The organism is Micromonospora sp. NPDC006766 (assembly GCF_040636055.1).
Taxonomy (GTDB): domain Bacteria; phylum Actinomycetota; class Actinomycetes; order Mycobacteriales; family Micromonosporaceae; genus Micromonospora.
This window is the reverse complement of sequence record NZ_JBEYIX010000017.1, coordinates 58,267-72,268: the sequence shown is the minus strand read 5'-3', so window position 1 is coordinate 72,268 and position 14,002 is coordinate 58,267. Positions and strand designations below refer to the sequence as shown.

Here is a 14,002-nt window from a genome sequence, read left to right as displayed (position 1 = left end):
GCCACCGGGTGGTGGCGGGCCGCCCGGCGGCCGGGCCGACACAAGCCCCGGAGCACGTCCGGTCGTAGGACACACGTGGCCGGCAGTCCGATATCCCGGTGAGGCCTCTCAGGCGTGTCGAGTCTCGCCGGGCGGGTGCGGTGGTCTAGGTTGCCGCGGTGGCTGCGGCCAGGGCTGTGGCTAACCGCAGGTCTCGTGTACGGCTCGGTGGTCCCTTGATGTTGCGGAGGTGTTGGCGGCGTGGGCTATCTGGGGCTGCTGAGGCGACGGCCGGTGCTGGTGCTGTGGTCCTCGGCCGCGCTCAGCGTTCTCGGCGACCGGTTGTACGGGCTGGCGGTGATGTGGGTTGTCTACGCCTCGACCGGCTCGGCGGCTCTGATGGGCCTGGTCGCGGTCGTCGAGTCCGTCCCCTACATCGTGATCGGGACGTTCGGTCGTCGGCTGGTCCCTTGGTTCGCGTCTTTCGGCGCCCTGGGTTGGCTCGACGTGGCGAGGGCGGCAGTCGTGTTCGCGGTCCCGCTGTTGTGGTCGCCGGACCGTGGAGGGATGGTCGTGCTGCTCGTGTTGGTGGGCGTGCTCGGCACGCTCGGCGCGGTGTTCGACCCCAACCTCGCCGGCCTGGTCCCCGGCCTGGTAGAGCCGGGCCAGGTGCGGCAGGTGACGGCGCTGCTGGATCTGACCACACGGCTCGCGGCGATTGCTGGGCCTGGTTGCGTTGGTCTGATCCTGCTCGTGGTGTCCGACGTGCAGTTGTTCGCGGTCGACGGCGCCACGTTCCTCGTCTCCGCGATCGCGTTGTGGTGGCTGCGTTCGCACACCCGCCGCGCGGCCGTCGCCGCTTCGCTCGGCCCGGTGGCGATCGATCGGCCGCGCGTGGTCGCCGCAGGGCCGGTGCTGCGCCGGCACCCGGACGTGCGCGTCGCGATCGGCCTGCACGGCGCAGGCCTGTTCGTGGCGGCAGTGTCCGCGGTGGGGCTGCCTGCGGTACTGGCCGTCCGGCTCGGGCAGGGCGCCGCCGGGTACGGGTTGGTCCTGGCCGCGATCGGCGCGGGCGCGCTGACTGGCAACCTGCTAATCGGGAGTCTCCGTGCGGTCCGCTGGTTGATGACGTACTGCGCGGCGTGGGTGGTAACTGGGTTGGCGTTGATCGGGATCAGCGCGGCGCCCTCCCTGCCGGTGGTGCTCGGGTTCGGGTTCATGTCCGGGCTGGCTACCCCGGCTGCGGCGGTGACGCTGCGGACCCGGTTGGCACAGTTTGACCGACCGGAGCGGCTGCGGCTGCTTACGGTGGACCAGACGGTGATCCGGTCCGCCGGGACCGTGGGGATGTTGACTCTGCCGCTGGTGGTCGATGCCGCCCCGGCGGTGGCGTTCGCCGGGGCTGGGGGGTTCCTGATCGTGGCCGCTGCTGTGGCGGGGATCGCGGGCCGGCGGGTCACCGTGGCGGTCGCTGCCGCGCCCGAGCGGGTTCTCGTGGCTGCCGAACGGTGAGTCAGGCGGGAGGGGTCGAGCCCCGCCCTGCGGCAGGGCGGGGCTCGACGGTCGCGGCCGGACGTGGTCCCGGACGGGTTCACTGGGCGGTGGCGGTCTCCAGCTCGGGCTTCCAGGCGGCTTTCTCGGCGGTCAGGAAGTGCTGGACGGAGATCTCCTCCAGCGGGACGCCGATCTGCTTGTAGATGCGCTGGTGCATGTAGCCGAACCAGGCGCCGGCGCGGTCGTCGAAGAACTCCTGGCTGTACCAGGCGACGCCGAGGAAGATCGTGCCGCCGCCCTCAGTCGGGTTGGTCGGGTTGTCGAGCTGCAACCACGTGCTGTCCCAGTCCCAGAGCATCAGTTCTTCGGGGCGGGCTCGCAGCCGGTCGTCGGAGTCCTTGATGGCGGCGACGCACTTCTCCAACGTGGCCCAGTCGGGGCAGTAGTAGCGGCAGTCGCTGAACGCGACGACCTTCTTGTCGCCACGGCGCTCGGGGTCGTCGCTCTCGCCGATGAGGACCCGGATGCGGGTGACGGGCTGTTCGCCGGCCTTGATCAGGTCGAGCACGCTCCTGGTGGTCATGCCGTCCTCCTTGATGGGGGTTACCAGCTGGCCCCGGCGACCGGGTGCAGGCTGGGGGATGGTCCGGAGCGGATGGTGACCGCCCCGGGGGCGACGTACCGCAGGTTCAGGCCGACCCGGTGGCCGCTGGTGGTGTTCGAGCCGCTGCGGTGTAGCAGCCGGACGTCCATCAGCAGTGCCTGTCCGGCGTTGACGGGCACGAGCACCGGGTCGGGGCTGTCCGGGGGCACGTCGGTGTGCAGGGCGCGGCCTCGTTGCCCGCCCGTGGTGTCCTCGCGGCGGTAGGGCAGGTATCCGGCACGCCAGGAGCCGGGTACGACCTCCAGCGCACCGCTGGCGGCGGTCGCGTCGGTCAGCGCTGCCCACACCGTCACCGACCGGGTCGGATCCAGCTCGATCCGGTCGTTGACACCGTCCTGATGCCACGGCACGCGGAAGTCCCCGCCGGGGGGCTTGCTCAGCAGGAATCCGCCCTCCAGCGCGATCTCCGGGCCGATCACGTCGGCCACGGCGGCGACGATCGCGGGCGCGCGGACCAGCACGCTGATCTCTGGCAGGGTTTCGTACGGCCTCGGGACCACCTCGCCGCGTCCGGCGAGCTGCCCGGCGAGCCCGGCGGCCTGCGCCGCAGTGCCCCAGTGCAGCCCCGTCTGCCATCCGTCCTCGCCGAGCGGGCTGGCCAGTGCGGTGGCCGCGTTGGAGTTTTCGAGTCCCATCGGTGCCTCCCGGTGGACGTCCATCAGGGCACACTCAGCGTCATCCGGCGCGTACCGATTGAGAAGGGGGCGGGTGTTGCGGCAACATCGATGACAACGGATTCCGGGAGGCATCGGGTGGACCTCGATGGCGACGCCCTACGGCACGTTTTCGGAGTCGCGCTGCGCCGCCTGCGTACCGACGCGGGCATGAGCCTGCGGGCCCTCAGCACGAAGGCCTGTTACGACTTCAGCCGGCTCAGCCGCGTCGAGCGCGGCGAGCACCTGCCCTCGCCCGAGCTGACCAAGGCCATCGACACAGCGGTGAACGCCGGCGGCCTGCTGACGACCCTGCGGTCCTTGACGCCCAAAAGCGAGGCGGCCCCGGCGGGCCGTCCGGCCCTTCCGCTCGCCGGCCTGCACGTCAATGATGGCCACAGCGATAGCGTGACCATGGACCTGTGGACACCGGACGGAAGGACGGTACGGGTGGCTCTATCCCGGCGCCAGTTCGCACAGCTCCTCGCCAGCGGCGCACTGCGTACCGTGCTGCCCGCTGGTGTCACCGACACCGACCAGGCCGAGCGGATCTCCAAGGTGCTCGACGGCCAGCACCAGGTCGACCCGCAGGTGCTCGGATATTTCGCGCGTCTGCTCAATGAGCACTTCACTGCGGACAGGATGCTCGGCCCTCGGCAACTGGTGGACACCACGCTCGCGCAGCTCCAGGTCCTCGACCGACTGCGCCGCACCGCAGCCCCGGGCACGACCGAGCTGCTGCTGCGCCTGCTCGCCCAATACGCCGAGTTCGCCGGCTGGCTGCACCAGGACCTCGGCGACACTACTGCGGCGATGTACTGGTCCGATCGGGCATCACAGTGGGCACAAGCCACCGGCGACTACCCGATGGTGGCCTACCTACTCATCCGCAAGAGCAACATCGCGCTACTGAACCACGACGCCCGCGAAGTGATCGAACTCGCCGCCGCAGCCCGGAAGGTGCCCGGCGCCGTAAGCCCCCGCCTCCACGCGCTCGCCGCGCAACAGGAAGCCCGAGGCTGGGCGCTCTACCACGACGCACACCGCTTCCAACAGGCCCTCGAAACCGCCGCGACGCTGCTTCGCGACCACCCCGCCGACGACGACCCGGCCGCACCCGTCTACCTACAACAATACAACCTGGACGTGCTGGAGGAGCAAGCGGCCAGCGGCTACCGCGCCTGCGGGCAGGCCGAGACCGCCGTCCAGATCCTCGAACGCAAAATCCGAGCAACAGGCACCCACCTCCAGCGCGATCACAGCCACCTACTCGCCAAACTCGCCAACACCGTGCTAGCAACAAAGGAACCAGAACCAGACCGGGCAATCAACCTCGGACTGCGCAGCGCCGCAGCTGGCCGGTTCACCGGCTCAGCCCGGATCGGTCAAGAACTCCGCATGCTCGACAGCACACTGGCTCGGCGTTGGCGTAGCCTGTCGGTCAGGCAGGAGCTGCACGAGGCTGTCACCGCTTTCGGTGGTTGACGTCCTCCGTCGAGGACGCAAATCAAGGGCAAACTGTGCAGCTGAGTCCGAGATCGTTTACAAACCGGGGCCGGCGGACGGCTCTGTTCGGGGGCGGGATTTCTCGTCGAGTCGATGCCGCCGGCATCAGTTCCACCTTATCGATTTTGAAGCGCCGCGCGCCGCTGGAGCCATCGCCCCCGGCGTCGTTGTGGGCTTGGCTCCCCAGGGGCGGAACCCGACTGCCTGAGGCAGCACGTCCGCAGCCCGTTGCCAGCGTTCCCGGAGCAGTACATGCCATAACAGACAACGCAGCACCCCTCTCATCACCAGCCTGACCCGCCATAACGTCCCGACTGGCCGCGAGAGGCAGTAGAGCCGACGAGTTGGCCCGGCAGCCAGGCTCGGTAAACGGTACGCAACCGGTGTACTGCCGCCTCAGGACGGCGATGCCGGCAGCATCAGCACCCGGGCCAGGACGAGTTAGTTGATGCACTATCCATTCTCGGTGCCAGCCGAGAGGGCACAGCCCGGCAGTGATGCCGGCGGCATCAGCACCGGCAACCCAAAATCGGCTGGCACAAACTCATCGATACCGTAGACCGGTCAGCGTCCGAGTCGAATGAAGGCGGTGAGCAGCGTGAGGACGCGCCGGCCAACGATTGCTCGGCCCGGTAGCGCATGACCGAGAAGCAGGCGCGGGCAGCGTGCCATATGGCGGGCCTCGACGCTGGCGGGCTGCGCCTGATCCGTGTCCATAGCAACGCGGTGTTTCTTCTGCCCCGGGCTCGCATCATCGTGCGTGTCGGCCGAGGCGCCGATGCTGTGGGACGGGCAATGCGGGCGGTCGAGGTGACCCGCTGGCTGGTGGGCGAGGGCTTCCCGAGCGTGGTGCCGGTCGCGGGGATCGAGCAGCCGGTCGTCGTCGATAGCGATCGGGAGGACGCTGCCCCGGTCACATTCTGGGAACAGGCCGACATCGGGCCGGCTCCGCAACCGGTTACGAGCGCAGAACTGGGCCGGCTGTTGCGATGGCTACATACCCTGCGGCCGCCGTTTATCCTCCCGGTGTTCCGTCCTCTGGACCGGCTCACTGAGGCCGTTGGTGCCAGCAGTTGGCTGAGCGCCTCCGACCGGCGATGGATCGACGCGAGGGTTGTCGAGCTGCAGCGTGGTCTCGACGCGGTCGGGTTCCGACTGGGAACCGGTCTGGTGCACGGTGACGCACAGTTGGGCAACGTCATCTCGGCCCGCACCGGCCCGTTGGTTGCTGATTGGGATAACGCCGCGACCGCGCCCCGTGAGTGGGATTTGGTGCCGGGTGCCGCGGAAGAACGGTTTGGTGGATCGCCGCAGTTGCTGACCCAGCTGCTCGCCGCGTACGGCGCTGACCCGACCGCGGACTCCGGCTGGGGAATCCTTCGGGACATCTACGAGTTGCGGTCGGTTGCCGCGCATATCCGCCGCGCGCCCTCCTCCCCGCCGCACGCGCGCGAGGCTGTGCTGCGGATCGCGTCGCTGCGCGCGGGTGACCGCACCGCCCGCTGGTCAGCGGTCGGGTAAACGGGCAACAGCAGCGCGCGGGGTGTGGTCAGGCAGCTGCGGTGCGGAGGGTGACCGTCAGCCGTTCCCGGAATGCCCGGACCGCAGGCCGGGTGGCGTGCGGCGCGGAGTGGGTCAGCAGTGAGCTGAGCCTGTCGAGCACGCGCGCGGAGGTGGCGACCTCGGCGGCCATGTCGATCGCCTGGTGGCCGTCGGCGGCTGCTTGGTCCGGATCGATGCCGGTGAACCGGGCTGCGCTGATGCAGATCTGGTCAAAGACGGTTGAGCGGGAGTAGCCGGGCGGACGTGCATTGAGCGCGGCGAGGGCTTGTTCTTCTGCGTGTGCGGCGAGATCCGGGTGATGAACGGCCGCGTCCTGCCATGCGAGGGCCGCGTTGCCGGCGAGTTCGGCGCGGCCGGTGTATGCCAGCAGATCGTCATCGTCGGGGTCCGCGTCGGCGAGCAGATCTTCGGCCAGCCGGATTGCGTGCTTGAGTTCGATGATCGAGGAGGGTCCGAACGGGCCGAGCATCCGGGCACGCAGGTTCCACAGCATCGCTGCGGCGGCGGGATGCCGTCCACGCGGCAGCAGCGCCAGGGCTGCGTCGACCAGCTGCAGTCCGGTCGCTGGGTGTCCAAGGTCGCGCATCTGCCGGGCCATGTCTGCGAGGAGGCTGACCTGCAGCAGTGCCGATCGCCGATCGGTGGATTCGCGGGCCGCCTGCAGTCCGAGGGTGAAGTACCGCTGGGCGGGGCCGGCCATCTGCACATCGTGGCTCATCCAGCCGGCCATTCCGGCAAGCTCGGCAACGGCAGCGAGCATCCGGTTGCCTACCGCGTCGGTGTATGACGTTTCACGCAGCAGGTCGACGGCGTGTTTGAGCTGTCCAACCGCGGCCTCGCGGCTCAGGCCGCCGCCGATCGCCGCATCTTGGGCGCCGAACGCGGCGGTGGCAGCCTCGATTCTCGCGACGGTCGACATGGTCAGGCGGTGGGCTGCCGGCGTGGAGCGATCCGGTAGCCGCCCTGCGGGCCCGGTGAGCCAGCGCAATAACGGGTCGGTCAGCGCCTCACCCGCAGTGAAGGCGATCGCGTCGGTCAGAAGTGCGCGCCTGGTCAGCATGTCGCTCCCGATGTAGGCGGCCAGCTCATCAAGCGTACGAGGGGCCACGCAGGGAACAAGGTGCGGTGCGGCTGGAACGCCACCGCCACGTGACTGAGGCCAGATCACCGCGACCGGGATATCAACGCCCCAGGCTTGGGACAGCACCTCGGCGACCACTTCCGGCTGCCGGCATGCCCCGCCGGACAGCCACCGTTTCACGCCCACATGGTCGTAGGACAGGTGGAGGCCGTGTTCGTGGTTGCCGAGAGCGTTGACCGCCGCAGCGAACTCGTCGAGCGAGGTGTACCCACTGCCGTTGAGCAACACCGCCAGGACCGGGTTGACGATACGTGAAGGCATCCTCATGACGTTGTCCCTCACATACCTCGGGTCATCGGCGCTGATCGTCCACAGAGTACCGGCGAAGACATCGACAGCGGGCAAACGCACCTTTCACGCACCTTCCTGAGCACTCTTGACGGTCTGGCCGACCCGGTAGGCCCGGTGCCACGCTCAGTCACACGGCCGCCGCGACTGAACGGCCGAGGGATCCACCGCCGCACGGCCTGCTGGCCTTGCAGGACTCGTCGGCCGATTGACCTCTGCGAACGGGAACCGACACGGCGCACGCCGCTACCGCAAACCGCAAAGCCAGCACCCGTTGGGCTCACGCACGCGGCGGTTCCGGTTCGGCATCGCACGCGGCAGTCCGGACGTCCGAGCTCACCCCGAAGGAGACCCGGTGACAGCCACCCTCCCCGACCTCGACGGTCCAGTCCATACCGTGCTTGCTGGCGCGGACGCGCTCGATCGGAAGCAGGCCGAACAAGCGGTGATGCACTTGCTGCGAGCGCTCGGCGTTCCCGCCGACACCGAGGTCGGCCGTAACACCCCGCGCCGCATGACCGACGCCCTGGTGCAGTTGCTTACTCCCCAATCGTGGACGTTCACGACGTTCCCGAACGACGAGGGCCACCACGATCTGGTCCTGACGCGCGGCATCGCGTTCACGTCGCTGTGCGCCCACCATCTGCTGCCGTTCTCTGGTCACGCGCACGTCGGTTTCTACCCCGGCGATCTGCTGCCCGGTCTGTCGAAGATTGCCCGGACGGTGGAGATGTTCGCCGCCCGACTGCAGGTGCAGGAGAACCTCGGGCAGCAGATCGCCGGGTTCCTGGAAGCGCAGTTGGCATGCGACGGCGTCGGCGTGGTGCTCGTGGCCGAGCACTTGTGCATGACTCGCCGAGGTGTCCGCGCGGTCGGCGCGGACACGCTTACGGTCGCCACTCGCGGTCGGCTGCAGCAAGACCACAATGCGCGCACCGAGTTTCTCCAGCTGGCCGTTCGGTCGGGCAGGACCGCATGAGCGGGCCTGCGTCGGCCGGCTCGGGCCCCGTCACGGCCATCGGGCCGGGGATCTACCGCATCCATAAATCGTTCATGTTCGAGGCGGCGCACCAGTTAAGTGGGCTGCCCGAAGGACACAAGTGCGGCCGGCTGCACGGGCACGGGTACACCGTGGAAGTCACGCTCGCATCGAGGCGGCTGACCGGGCCCGGCTTCGTGGTCGATTTTGCGGAGCTCGATCTGCTGAAACGGCATCTGGACGGCGAGTTCGACCACCGGTTCCTCAACGACGTCGTTGACGTGGAGCCGACCAGCGAGAACCTGGCCCGGGCGCTGTTCGACTGGTGCGCGACCCACCTTGCCCTGCCGGATGGCGTGGTTGTCGATGCCGTTCGGGTACGCGAAACCGCTACCAGCTGGGCGGAGTACCGCCAGAACATCCCCTGACCGGGAAAGGAGCCATGACGTTGTCCACCGAAGTCACCGCCACGACCGGCAGGCCCGGCGCGCGGGTTGCCGTCGCCGAGCTCTTCTACTCGTTCCAGGGGGAAGGGGTGAACCTCGGCCGCCGAGCCCTTTTCGTGCGCCTCATGAGATGCAATCTGACTTGCGGATATCCAGGTATGCCTCGCACGGCGGACGCGGCCGCCGTCGGCGCGATGGTCTGTGACACCGAGTACACGTGGAACACGGCCAAGCACGACCTGCAGGCCGCGCCGGCGATGAGCGCCGCCGAGATCTGGGACGAGCTGGTGCGGCTCGACCCGGCCACCGGCAACCCGGGCCTGGCGCCGGTGGATCTGATCGTCGTCTCCGGTGGCGAACCGCTGCTGCACTCCGGCATCGTCACCGACCTCGCCCGGCTTGCGTCCGCCTCCGGCAAGGCCTTGGAGATCGAGACGAACGCGACCATCGCTCCGGACGCCGCGCTGATCGCAGCCGGCGCGCGCTTCAACGCCGGTCTGAAACTGGCAAGCTCTGCCGTTCCCTACGGCAAGCGGGTCAAGCCGCAGGTCATCACGCAGCTGCAGGCCAGCGGACAGGTCCGGTGGAAGTTCGTGGTGACCGGCCCCGATGACGTGCGAGAGATCGCCGGCCTCCAGCAAGAGTTCGGCCTCACGGAGGTGTGGCTATCCCCGGAGGGCACCAGCGTCGATGTGGTCATCTCCCGGATGCGGTGGCTTGCCGACGTCGCACTGGCCCACGGCTGGAACCTCACCACCCGTCAGCACGTGCTGATCTGGGGTGACGAACGTGGCCGGTGACCGCACCCCCACGACGCTCGGCTGGGACGACATCACCGCCATCGCCGACCGGATCGCGGACGAGGTCCGCGCCGACAAGGTTCCCGACGTCCTGGTGGGCGTGCTGCGCGGCGGCGTCGTCCCGGCCGTGCTGCTCGCACACGCTCTCGGCGTGCGTACGGTGCGCGCCGTGGAGGTGCTGCACACGACCGCCGACTGCGTCGACGCGGTGAAGTCGGCCGCGCCGCAGGTCGCCAACGCGACCAGCCTCGGCAACCTGACCGGCGCGGACGTGCTGCTCGTCGACGACATCGCCGGCAGCGGCGACACCGTCGCACGCACCGTCGAACTGGTGCGGACCGCCGGGGCCGCCCGGGTACGCACCGCGATCTTCGTGGTCAACGCCGGCAACTGGCGGCGGCCGCAGGAACCAGGGCAGGCGCTGACCTACATCGGGACCGTCGTCGACGGCTGGGTGGTCTTCCCGTGGGAGCACCCGTGAACGGGGCAGCCATCCGGTCCCTGCGCACTCACGCGCCGAGGGCCGATCGCGGCGGCCAAAGCACGCCAGCTGGCACTCAACCCGGAAGGAAGGACGGTGCGCAATGACCGGTGTTTCCCTTTTATGGGCGCTACGTTCGCCGTGCAACCTCGGCTGCCGCTACTGCTACTTCGGCACCATCGAGGAGCACCGGGAAGCCATGCCGGATCAGCCCGGGATTCTGTCGCACCTGGCGCGCAGCGACCTGGACCTGGCCACCATCGCCGCGTTCGTGCAGACCCTGCCCACATCGCGCGTCGAGCGAATCTTCCTCGCCGGCGGCGAGCCGCTCATCTGGCCGCCGATCATGGACGTGGTCGCTGAAATCAAAGCCGCCGGCGTTCAGGTCGTGCTGTGCACGAACGGCATCCCGCTCAACCGGCCTGAGCTCGTCGAGGCGATCCTCGCCACCGGGGTCGACGCCGTGTCGGTCTCGCTCGACTCCGCCGACGCTGGCTACAACGACCGGTGGCGTCCAGCCCGCAACGGCGTGCACGGCCACCGCGACGTCCTGGCCGGCATCCAGGCCCTGATCACCGCCCGCGGCGGTGACCGGCCGCCTCGCGTTGGCGTCTACTCGGTGGTCACTCGGCAGAACATCGACGCGGTCACCGAAACCGCGGCCCTGGCCGCTCGGCTCGGCTGCGACTACTTCGTGCCGCAACCGATCGCCCTCGATCCGGAGCATGCCCTGCACCAGCAACTGTCGCTCACACCGTCCGACGCCGACGCGCTCGCCGCAGCCTTCGCGCAACTGTACGACGCGCCGCCGGTGCGGCTTCCCGCACCTGGCTATCCGGGCCAGGTCGTCGACGCGATCACCGCCGAGCGTCCCGGCTTCGTGCGCGGCTGCTTTGGTGGGACCGACCTGTTCTTCATCGAGCCCGACGGCAGCGTCTGGGACTGCCCTTCCATGTTGAAGATCCGGGCCACCGCAGCGGGTGACGGTCGCCGTTCGATCCGCGACGCGAGCGCCACCGCGCTGTTCGGTCCGGGCGGTGCCTGCGCCGACTGCCACCTGTTCTCCGCCGATTGCGTCAACATGTGGCCGCTGATGGGCTTCGCCCGTTTCCTGCCCACCGGCGTGCCGTCATGACGTCCGACCATCTGCGCCCCGCTGCACCGCCGGAGCCCGCCGGAGTCGAGGAGGCCGTTGTCGCGGACCTTGCTCGCTTGATCGCGCGGATGCCGGACCCGGCTGGGGGTGTGCATGGGGCGGCGCTGGAACGGGAGCTGGCCACATACAGCGGCGTACGGCACGCGGTCGCGGTGTCGTCCGGCACTGCGGCGCTGCACACCGCGCTGCGCGCACTGCACATCGGCCCGGGCGACGACGTCCTCGTCCCGGCGCTGTCGGTGATCATGTCGGTCGCCCCGGTAATCCACGCCGGCGCCCGGCCGGTCTTCGTCGACTGCGACCCCACCAGCACCGACCTCGACTACGACGACCTCGACCGCAAGGTAACGCCCGCGGCCAAGGCGATCCTGCCCGTGTATCTGTGGGGCCGTCCCGGCGACCCGTACCGGCTGACCCACGCGGCGGCTGAGCACGGCCTGGCCATCGTGGAAGACGCTTGCCAGGCACAAGGCAGCCGAGCCGGCGGCCGACTCGCCGGCACCACCGGCGATGTCGGCTGCTTCAGCCTCAAGGACGGCAAGGTGCTCTCGTCGGGAGAGGGCGGCTACCTTCTCACCGACCGCGACGACATCGCTCAGCACGCGCGGTCCTTCCGCTCGCACCAGCAGCCGTCACCACCCGGAGACGACCTCCCCGCCGAGGTCGGCTACAACTACCGGCTCGCCGAGCCGCTCGCGCTCATCGCCCGCGCCAACCTTGCCCGCTTCGACAGGCTGGCCGCCCGCCGTCGACACCAAGCCTGCCTGCTCGCCAACCTGCTGACCGGTACCCCCGGCATTGACGTGACCGACGTCCCGGCCCGTCGGGGCTGGAACGGCTACAGCTTCCTGGCCACCGTGACCCTGGACGAGCCCCGCGCGTTCTGCGAACACCTTGCCCGCCGTGGCGTACCGAACAGCGTCGGCACGTTCGGTCTGATCCCCGCCGATCAGCGTCCCGCGCTCGCCCCGTTCATCACCGCGCCGTGCCCCCACGCTGCTGCGGTCATTGACCGGACCCTCGCCGTCATCCTCACCGACCACGACGACGAGCAGCGCATCACCGAATACGCACAAACGATCTCCCGGGAGGCTCGCCGGTGGAAACCGCGACCTGCGACGGCAGCCGGTCGACGCGAGCGTCCCGCCCAGGAGCCGGGTCGACCGGCGCCGGCCGGCCACGAGGTGATGCCGCCGGCATCGCACCGGCACCTACGAGAAGGAGCGACCGATGAGTGAGATCCTGCTCTTTTCCGCCGGGCTCGATTCCTACCCTGCCTGGCACTACCTCGGCAAACCTCCAACCTTGTACTTCGATAGCGGGCACTACGGTCGGCAGCAGGAGATCGACACCGTGCGGGCGCTCGCTGCCGTGCACGGTATGGACCTGGAGATCAGCAACGAGCTCGACCTGTCTCGCCGGGCCACCCCGCAGGGGGATCTGATCCCGTTCCGGAACGTGCTGTTCGCGATGCTCGCCGCGTTCCGCGCCGATGTGGTCTGGTGCGTGGGCGTCAAGGGCGACCATACCGCCGACAAGAGCCCTGAAGCGTTCGCGCGGATGAGCGAGATGCTGACCGTGTTCGCTGGCCGGCCGATCCGGGTCGACAGCCCGTTCTGGAACATGACGAAATCGGAGATCGTCGCCTGGTACCTCAAGGCCGGCCTCCCCGTCAACGACCTGCTGCAGACATTCTCCTGTGCGACGCCGGAAGACGCGTTCGCGCACTGCGGCCGGTGTCCGAGCTGCTTGCGGCGGTGGATAGCGCTGACCAACAACGACATCACTGGCCACTTCGCCTCCCCGCCGTGGACCTGGGACCGGATCCGTACCCACTACCTGCCGGCGATGGCCAGCGGCGGCTACCCGCCGCATCGTGTCGAGGAGTTCGGTCGCGCCATGGCCACCGTCGGCGCACTCCCCGAGCCACCTCGATGAGGCGCCGCTCCATTCACCGACCGATGCCGCCGGCATCACCGATACAACGAACCCCTTACGCCTTGGGAGTAGCAGTGAACGTCTCCGGCCTGCGGTTCGCCGCGAACATGTCCATCCTCTACGGGCATCTGCCCCTGCTGGACCGGCCGGCCGCTGCGGCGGCCGACGGCTTCGACGCCGTCGAGTGCTGGTGGCCGTTTTCCAGTCCGGCGCCTACCGACCGGGAGACCGACGCGTTCGCGGCGGCGCTCGACGACGCCGGGGTGCGTCTGGTCGCGATGAACTTCGTTGAGGGTGACATGCGAGCCGGTGACCGGGGGCTGCTGTCGAGCCCACGCCGCCACGACGAGTTCCGGGCTGGCATCGACACCGCTGTCGGGTTCGCCGCGCGCGCCGGCTGCCGGATCCTCAATGCGCTGTACGGCAACCGGGAACCCGACGCCAATCCCGCCGATCAGGACCAGTTGGCCCTCGAAAGTCTCGCCGAGGCCGCCACCGCCGCGGACAGGCTCGGCGCCACCGTGGTTCTGGAGGCGATCAGCCTCCGGGAGGCTCCGGACTACCCGCTTGGCGACGCCGACGCGGCGGTGACGGCCGCTGACGCGGTCAACGCCGTGACCGGCCTGACCAACACCGGCGTCCTGTGCGACCTCTACCACCACGGCCGCTCCGGCGAGGACGTGCCCGCGCTGCTGCGCCGGCACGCAGCCCGCATCGCGCACGTGCAGGTCGCCGACGACCCTGGCCGCGGCCGCCCCGGCTCCGGCGCGCTGGACTACACGGCCTACTTCGCCGCACTCCAGGACATCGGGTACCACGGCTGGATCGGGCTGGAGTACGAGCCGACCCGTGACCCCGCCGTCGACTACGACTGGCTGACGTCCCTGCGGCCGGCCCGATGACGCGGACGGGAG

The 14,002-nt window shown here is 69.4% G+C and carries 14 protein-coding genes; 11 read left to right on the top strand and 3 right to left on the bottom strand.

From position 1 onward, the window contains the following. Nucleotides 1–240 precede the first annotated feature (240 nt). Nucleotides 241–1,491, top strand: a complete 1,251-nt coding sequence (locus tag ABZ671_RS17130; RefSeq protein ID WP_357858283.1) for an MFS transporter — start codon at nucleotides 241–243, stop codon at nucleotides 1,489–1,491. A gap of 79 nt (nucleotides 1,492–1,570) precedes the next feature. On the opposite strand, the gene ABZ671_RS17125 is transcribed toward ABZ671_RS17130, so the two are convergent. Together ABZ671_RS17125 and ABZ671_RS17120 are read right to left on the bottom strand one after the other, a co-directional pair. Next, entirely contained in the window at nucleotides 1,571–2,056 is a 486-nt protein-coding gene (locus tag ABZ671_RS17125) for a hypothetical protein (RefSeq protein ID WP_357858280.1), read from the bottom strand. A 20-nt stretch (nucleotides 2,057–2,076) separates the two neighbouring features. Next, on the bottom strand, nucleotides 2,077–2,772 hold the full coding sequence (locus ABZ671_RS17120) for a phytanoyl-CoA dioxygenase family protein (RefSeq protein WP_357858277.1): 696 nt from the start codon (nucleotides 2,770–2,772) through the stop codon (nucleotides 2,077–2,079). Nucleotides 2,773–2,889: 117 nt separating this feature from the next. Here ABZ671_RS17120 and ABZ671_RS17115 point away from each other — a divergent pair, with 117 nt between their 5' ends. Together ABZ671_RS17115 and ABZ671_RS17110 are read left to right on the top strand one after the other, a co-directional pair. Continuing rightward, complete coding sequence (locus ABZ671_RS17115) at nucleotides 2,890–4,275, top strand: helix-turn-helix transcriptional regulator (protein ID WP_357858274.1); 1,386 nt, start codon at nucleotides 2,890–2,892, stop codon at nucleotides 4,273–4,275. A 660-nt stretch (nucleotides 4,276–4,935) separates the two neighbouring features. Continuing rightward, complete coding sequence (locus tag ABZ671_RS17110) at nucleotides 4,936–5,817, top strand: aminoglycoside phosphotransferase family protein (RefSeq protein ID WP_357858271.1); 882 nt, start codon at nucleotides 4,936–4,938, stop codon at nucleotides 5,815–5,817. Nucleotides 5,818–5,845: 28 nt separating this feature from the next. On the opposite strand, the gene ABZ671_RS17105 is transcribed toward ABZ671_RS17110, so the two are convergent. Beyond that, complete coding sequence (locus ABZ671_RS17105; protein WP_357858268.1) at nucleotides 5,846–7,351, bottom strand: hypothetical protein; 1,506 nt, start codon at nucleotides 7,349–7,351, stop codon at nucleotides 5,846–5,848. 292 nt (nucleotides 7,352–7,643) lie between these two features. On the opposite strand from ABZ671_RS17105, the gene folE reads away from it, so the two are divergent. The 8 genes from folE to ABZ671_RS17065 all read left to right on the top strand — a co-directional run bounded on the left by folE (nucleotide 7,644) and on the right by ABZ671_RS17065 (nucleotide 13,990). Further along, nucleotides 7,644–8,267 (top strand): GTP cyclohydrolase I, encoded by a 624-nt coding sequence (folE, locus tag ABZ671_RS17100; RefSeq protein WP_357858265.1) that lies wholly within the window; start codon nucleotides 7,644–7,646, stop codon nucleotides 8,265–8,267. Continuing rightward, nucleotides 8,264–8,695, top strand: coding sequence for a 6-carboxytetrahydropterin synthase QueD (gene queD / locus ABZ671_RS17095; protein ID WP_357858262.1), 432 nt, complete (start codon nucleotides 8,264–8,266; stop codon nucleotides 8,693–8,695). Before folE ends, queD begins: the two co-directional genes overlap by 4 nt. Nucleotides 8,696–8,802: 107 nt before the next feature. Then, nucleotides 8,803–9,513 (top strand): 7-carboxy-7-deazaguanine synthase QueE, encoded by a 711-nt coding sequence (locus ABZ671_RS17090; RefSeq protein ID WP_357858259.1) that lies wholly within the window; start codon nucleotides 8,803–8,805, stop codon nucleotides 9,511–9,513. Then, nucleotides 9,503–9,994, top strand: a complete 492-nt coding sequence (locus ABZ671_RS17085) for a phosphoribosyltransferase family protein (RefSeq protein WP_357858256.1) — start codon at nucleotides 9,503–9,505, stop codon at nucleotides 9,992–9,994. Before ABZ671_RS17090 ends, ABZ671_RS17085 begins: the two co-directional genes overlap by 11 nt. Before the next feature lie 103 nt (nucleotides 9,995–10,097). Beyond that, nucleotides 10,098–11,129: a radical SAM protein gene (locus ABZ671_RS17080; RefSeq protein WP_357858253.1), complete on the top strand. Its 1,032-nt coding sequence runs from the start codon at nucleotides 10,098–10,100 to the stop codon at nucleotides 11,127–11,129. After that, entirely contained in the window at nucleotides 11,126–12,388 is a 1,263-nt protein-coding gene (locus tag ABZ671_RS17075; RefSeq protein WP_357858250.1) for an aminotransferase class I/II-fold pyridoxal phosphate-dependent enzyme, read from the top strand. Before ABZ671_RS17080 ends, ABZ671_RS17075 begins: the two co-directional genes overlap by 4 nt. Then, entirely contained in the window at nucleotides 12,381–13,088 is a 708-nt protein-coding gene (locus ABZ671_RS17070; RefSeq protein WP_357858247.1) for a 7-cyano-7-deazaguanine synthase, read from the top strand. Before ABZ671_RS17075 ends, ABZ671_RS17070 begins: the two co-directional genes overlap by 8 nt. Nucleotides 13,089–13,162: 74 nt before the next feature. Further along, complete coding sequence (locus tag ABZ671_RS17065) at nucleotides 13,163–13,990, top strand: TIM barrel protein (RefSeq protein ID WP_357858244.1); 828 nt, start codon at nucleotides 13,163–13,165, stop codon at nucleotides 13,988–13,990. The last annotated feature ends 12 nt before the right edge of the window (nucleotides 13,991–14,002 follow it).

Bases quoted from the DNA above. Each gene is read 5' to 3' on its own strand.
- ABZ671_RS17120 (WP_357858277.1), bottom strand. From the start codon at position 2,772: ATGGGACTCGAAAACTCCAACGCGGCCACCGCACTGGCCAGCCCGCTC.
- queD (WP_357858262.1), top strand. From the start codon at position 8,264: ATGAGCGGGCCTGCGTCGGCCGGCTCGGGCCCCGTCACGGCCATCGGG.
- ABZ671_RS17075 (WP_357858250.1), top strand. From the start codon at position 11,126: ATGACGTCCGACCATCTGCGCCCCGCTGCACCGCCGGAGCCCGCCGGA.
- ABZ671_RS17125 (WP_357858280.1), bottom strand. From the start codon at position 2,056: ATGACCACCAGGAGCGTGCTCGACCTGATCAAGGCCGGCGAACAGCCC.
- ABZ671_RS17070 (WP_357858247.1), top strand. From the start codon at position 12,381: ATGAGTGAGATCCTGCTCTTTTCCGCCGGGCTCGATTCCTACCCTGCC.
- ABZ671_RS17110 (WP_357858271.1), top strand. From the start codon at position 4,936: ATGACCGAGAAGCAGGCGCGGGCAGCGTGCCATATGGCGGGCCTCGAC.
- ABZ671_RS17080 (WP_357858253.1), top strand. From the start codon at position 10,098: ATGACCGGTGTTTCCCTTTTATGGGCGCTACGTTCGCCGTGCAACCTC.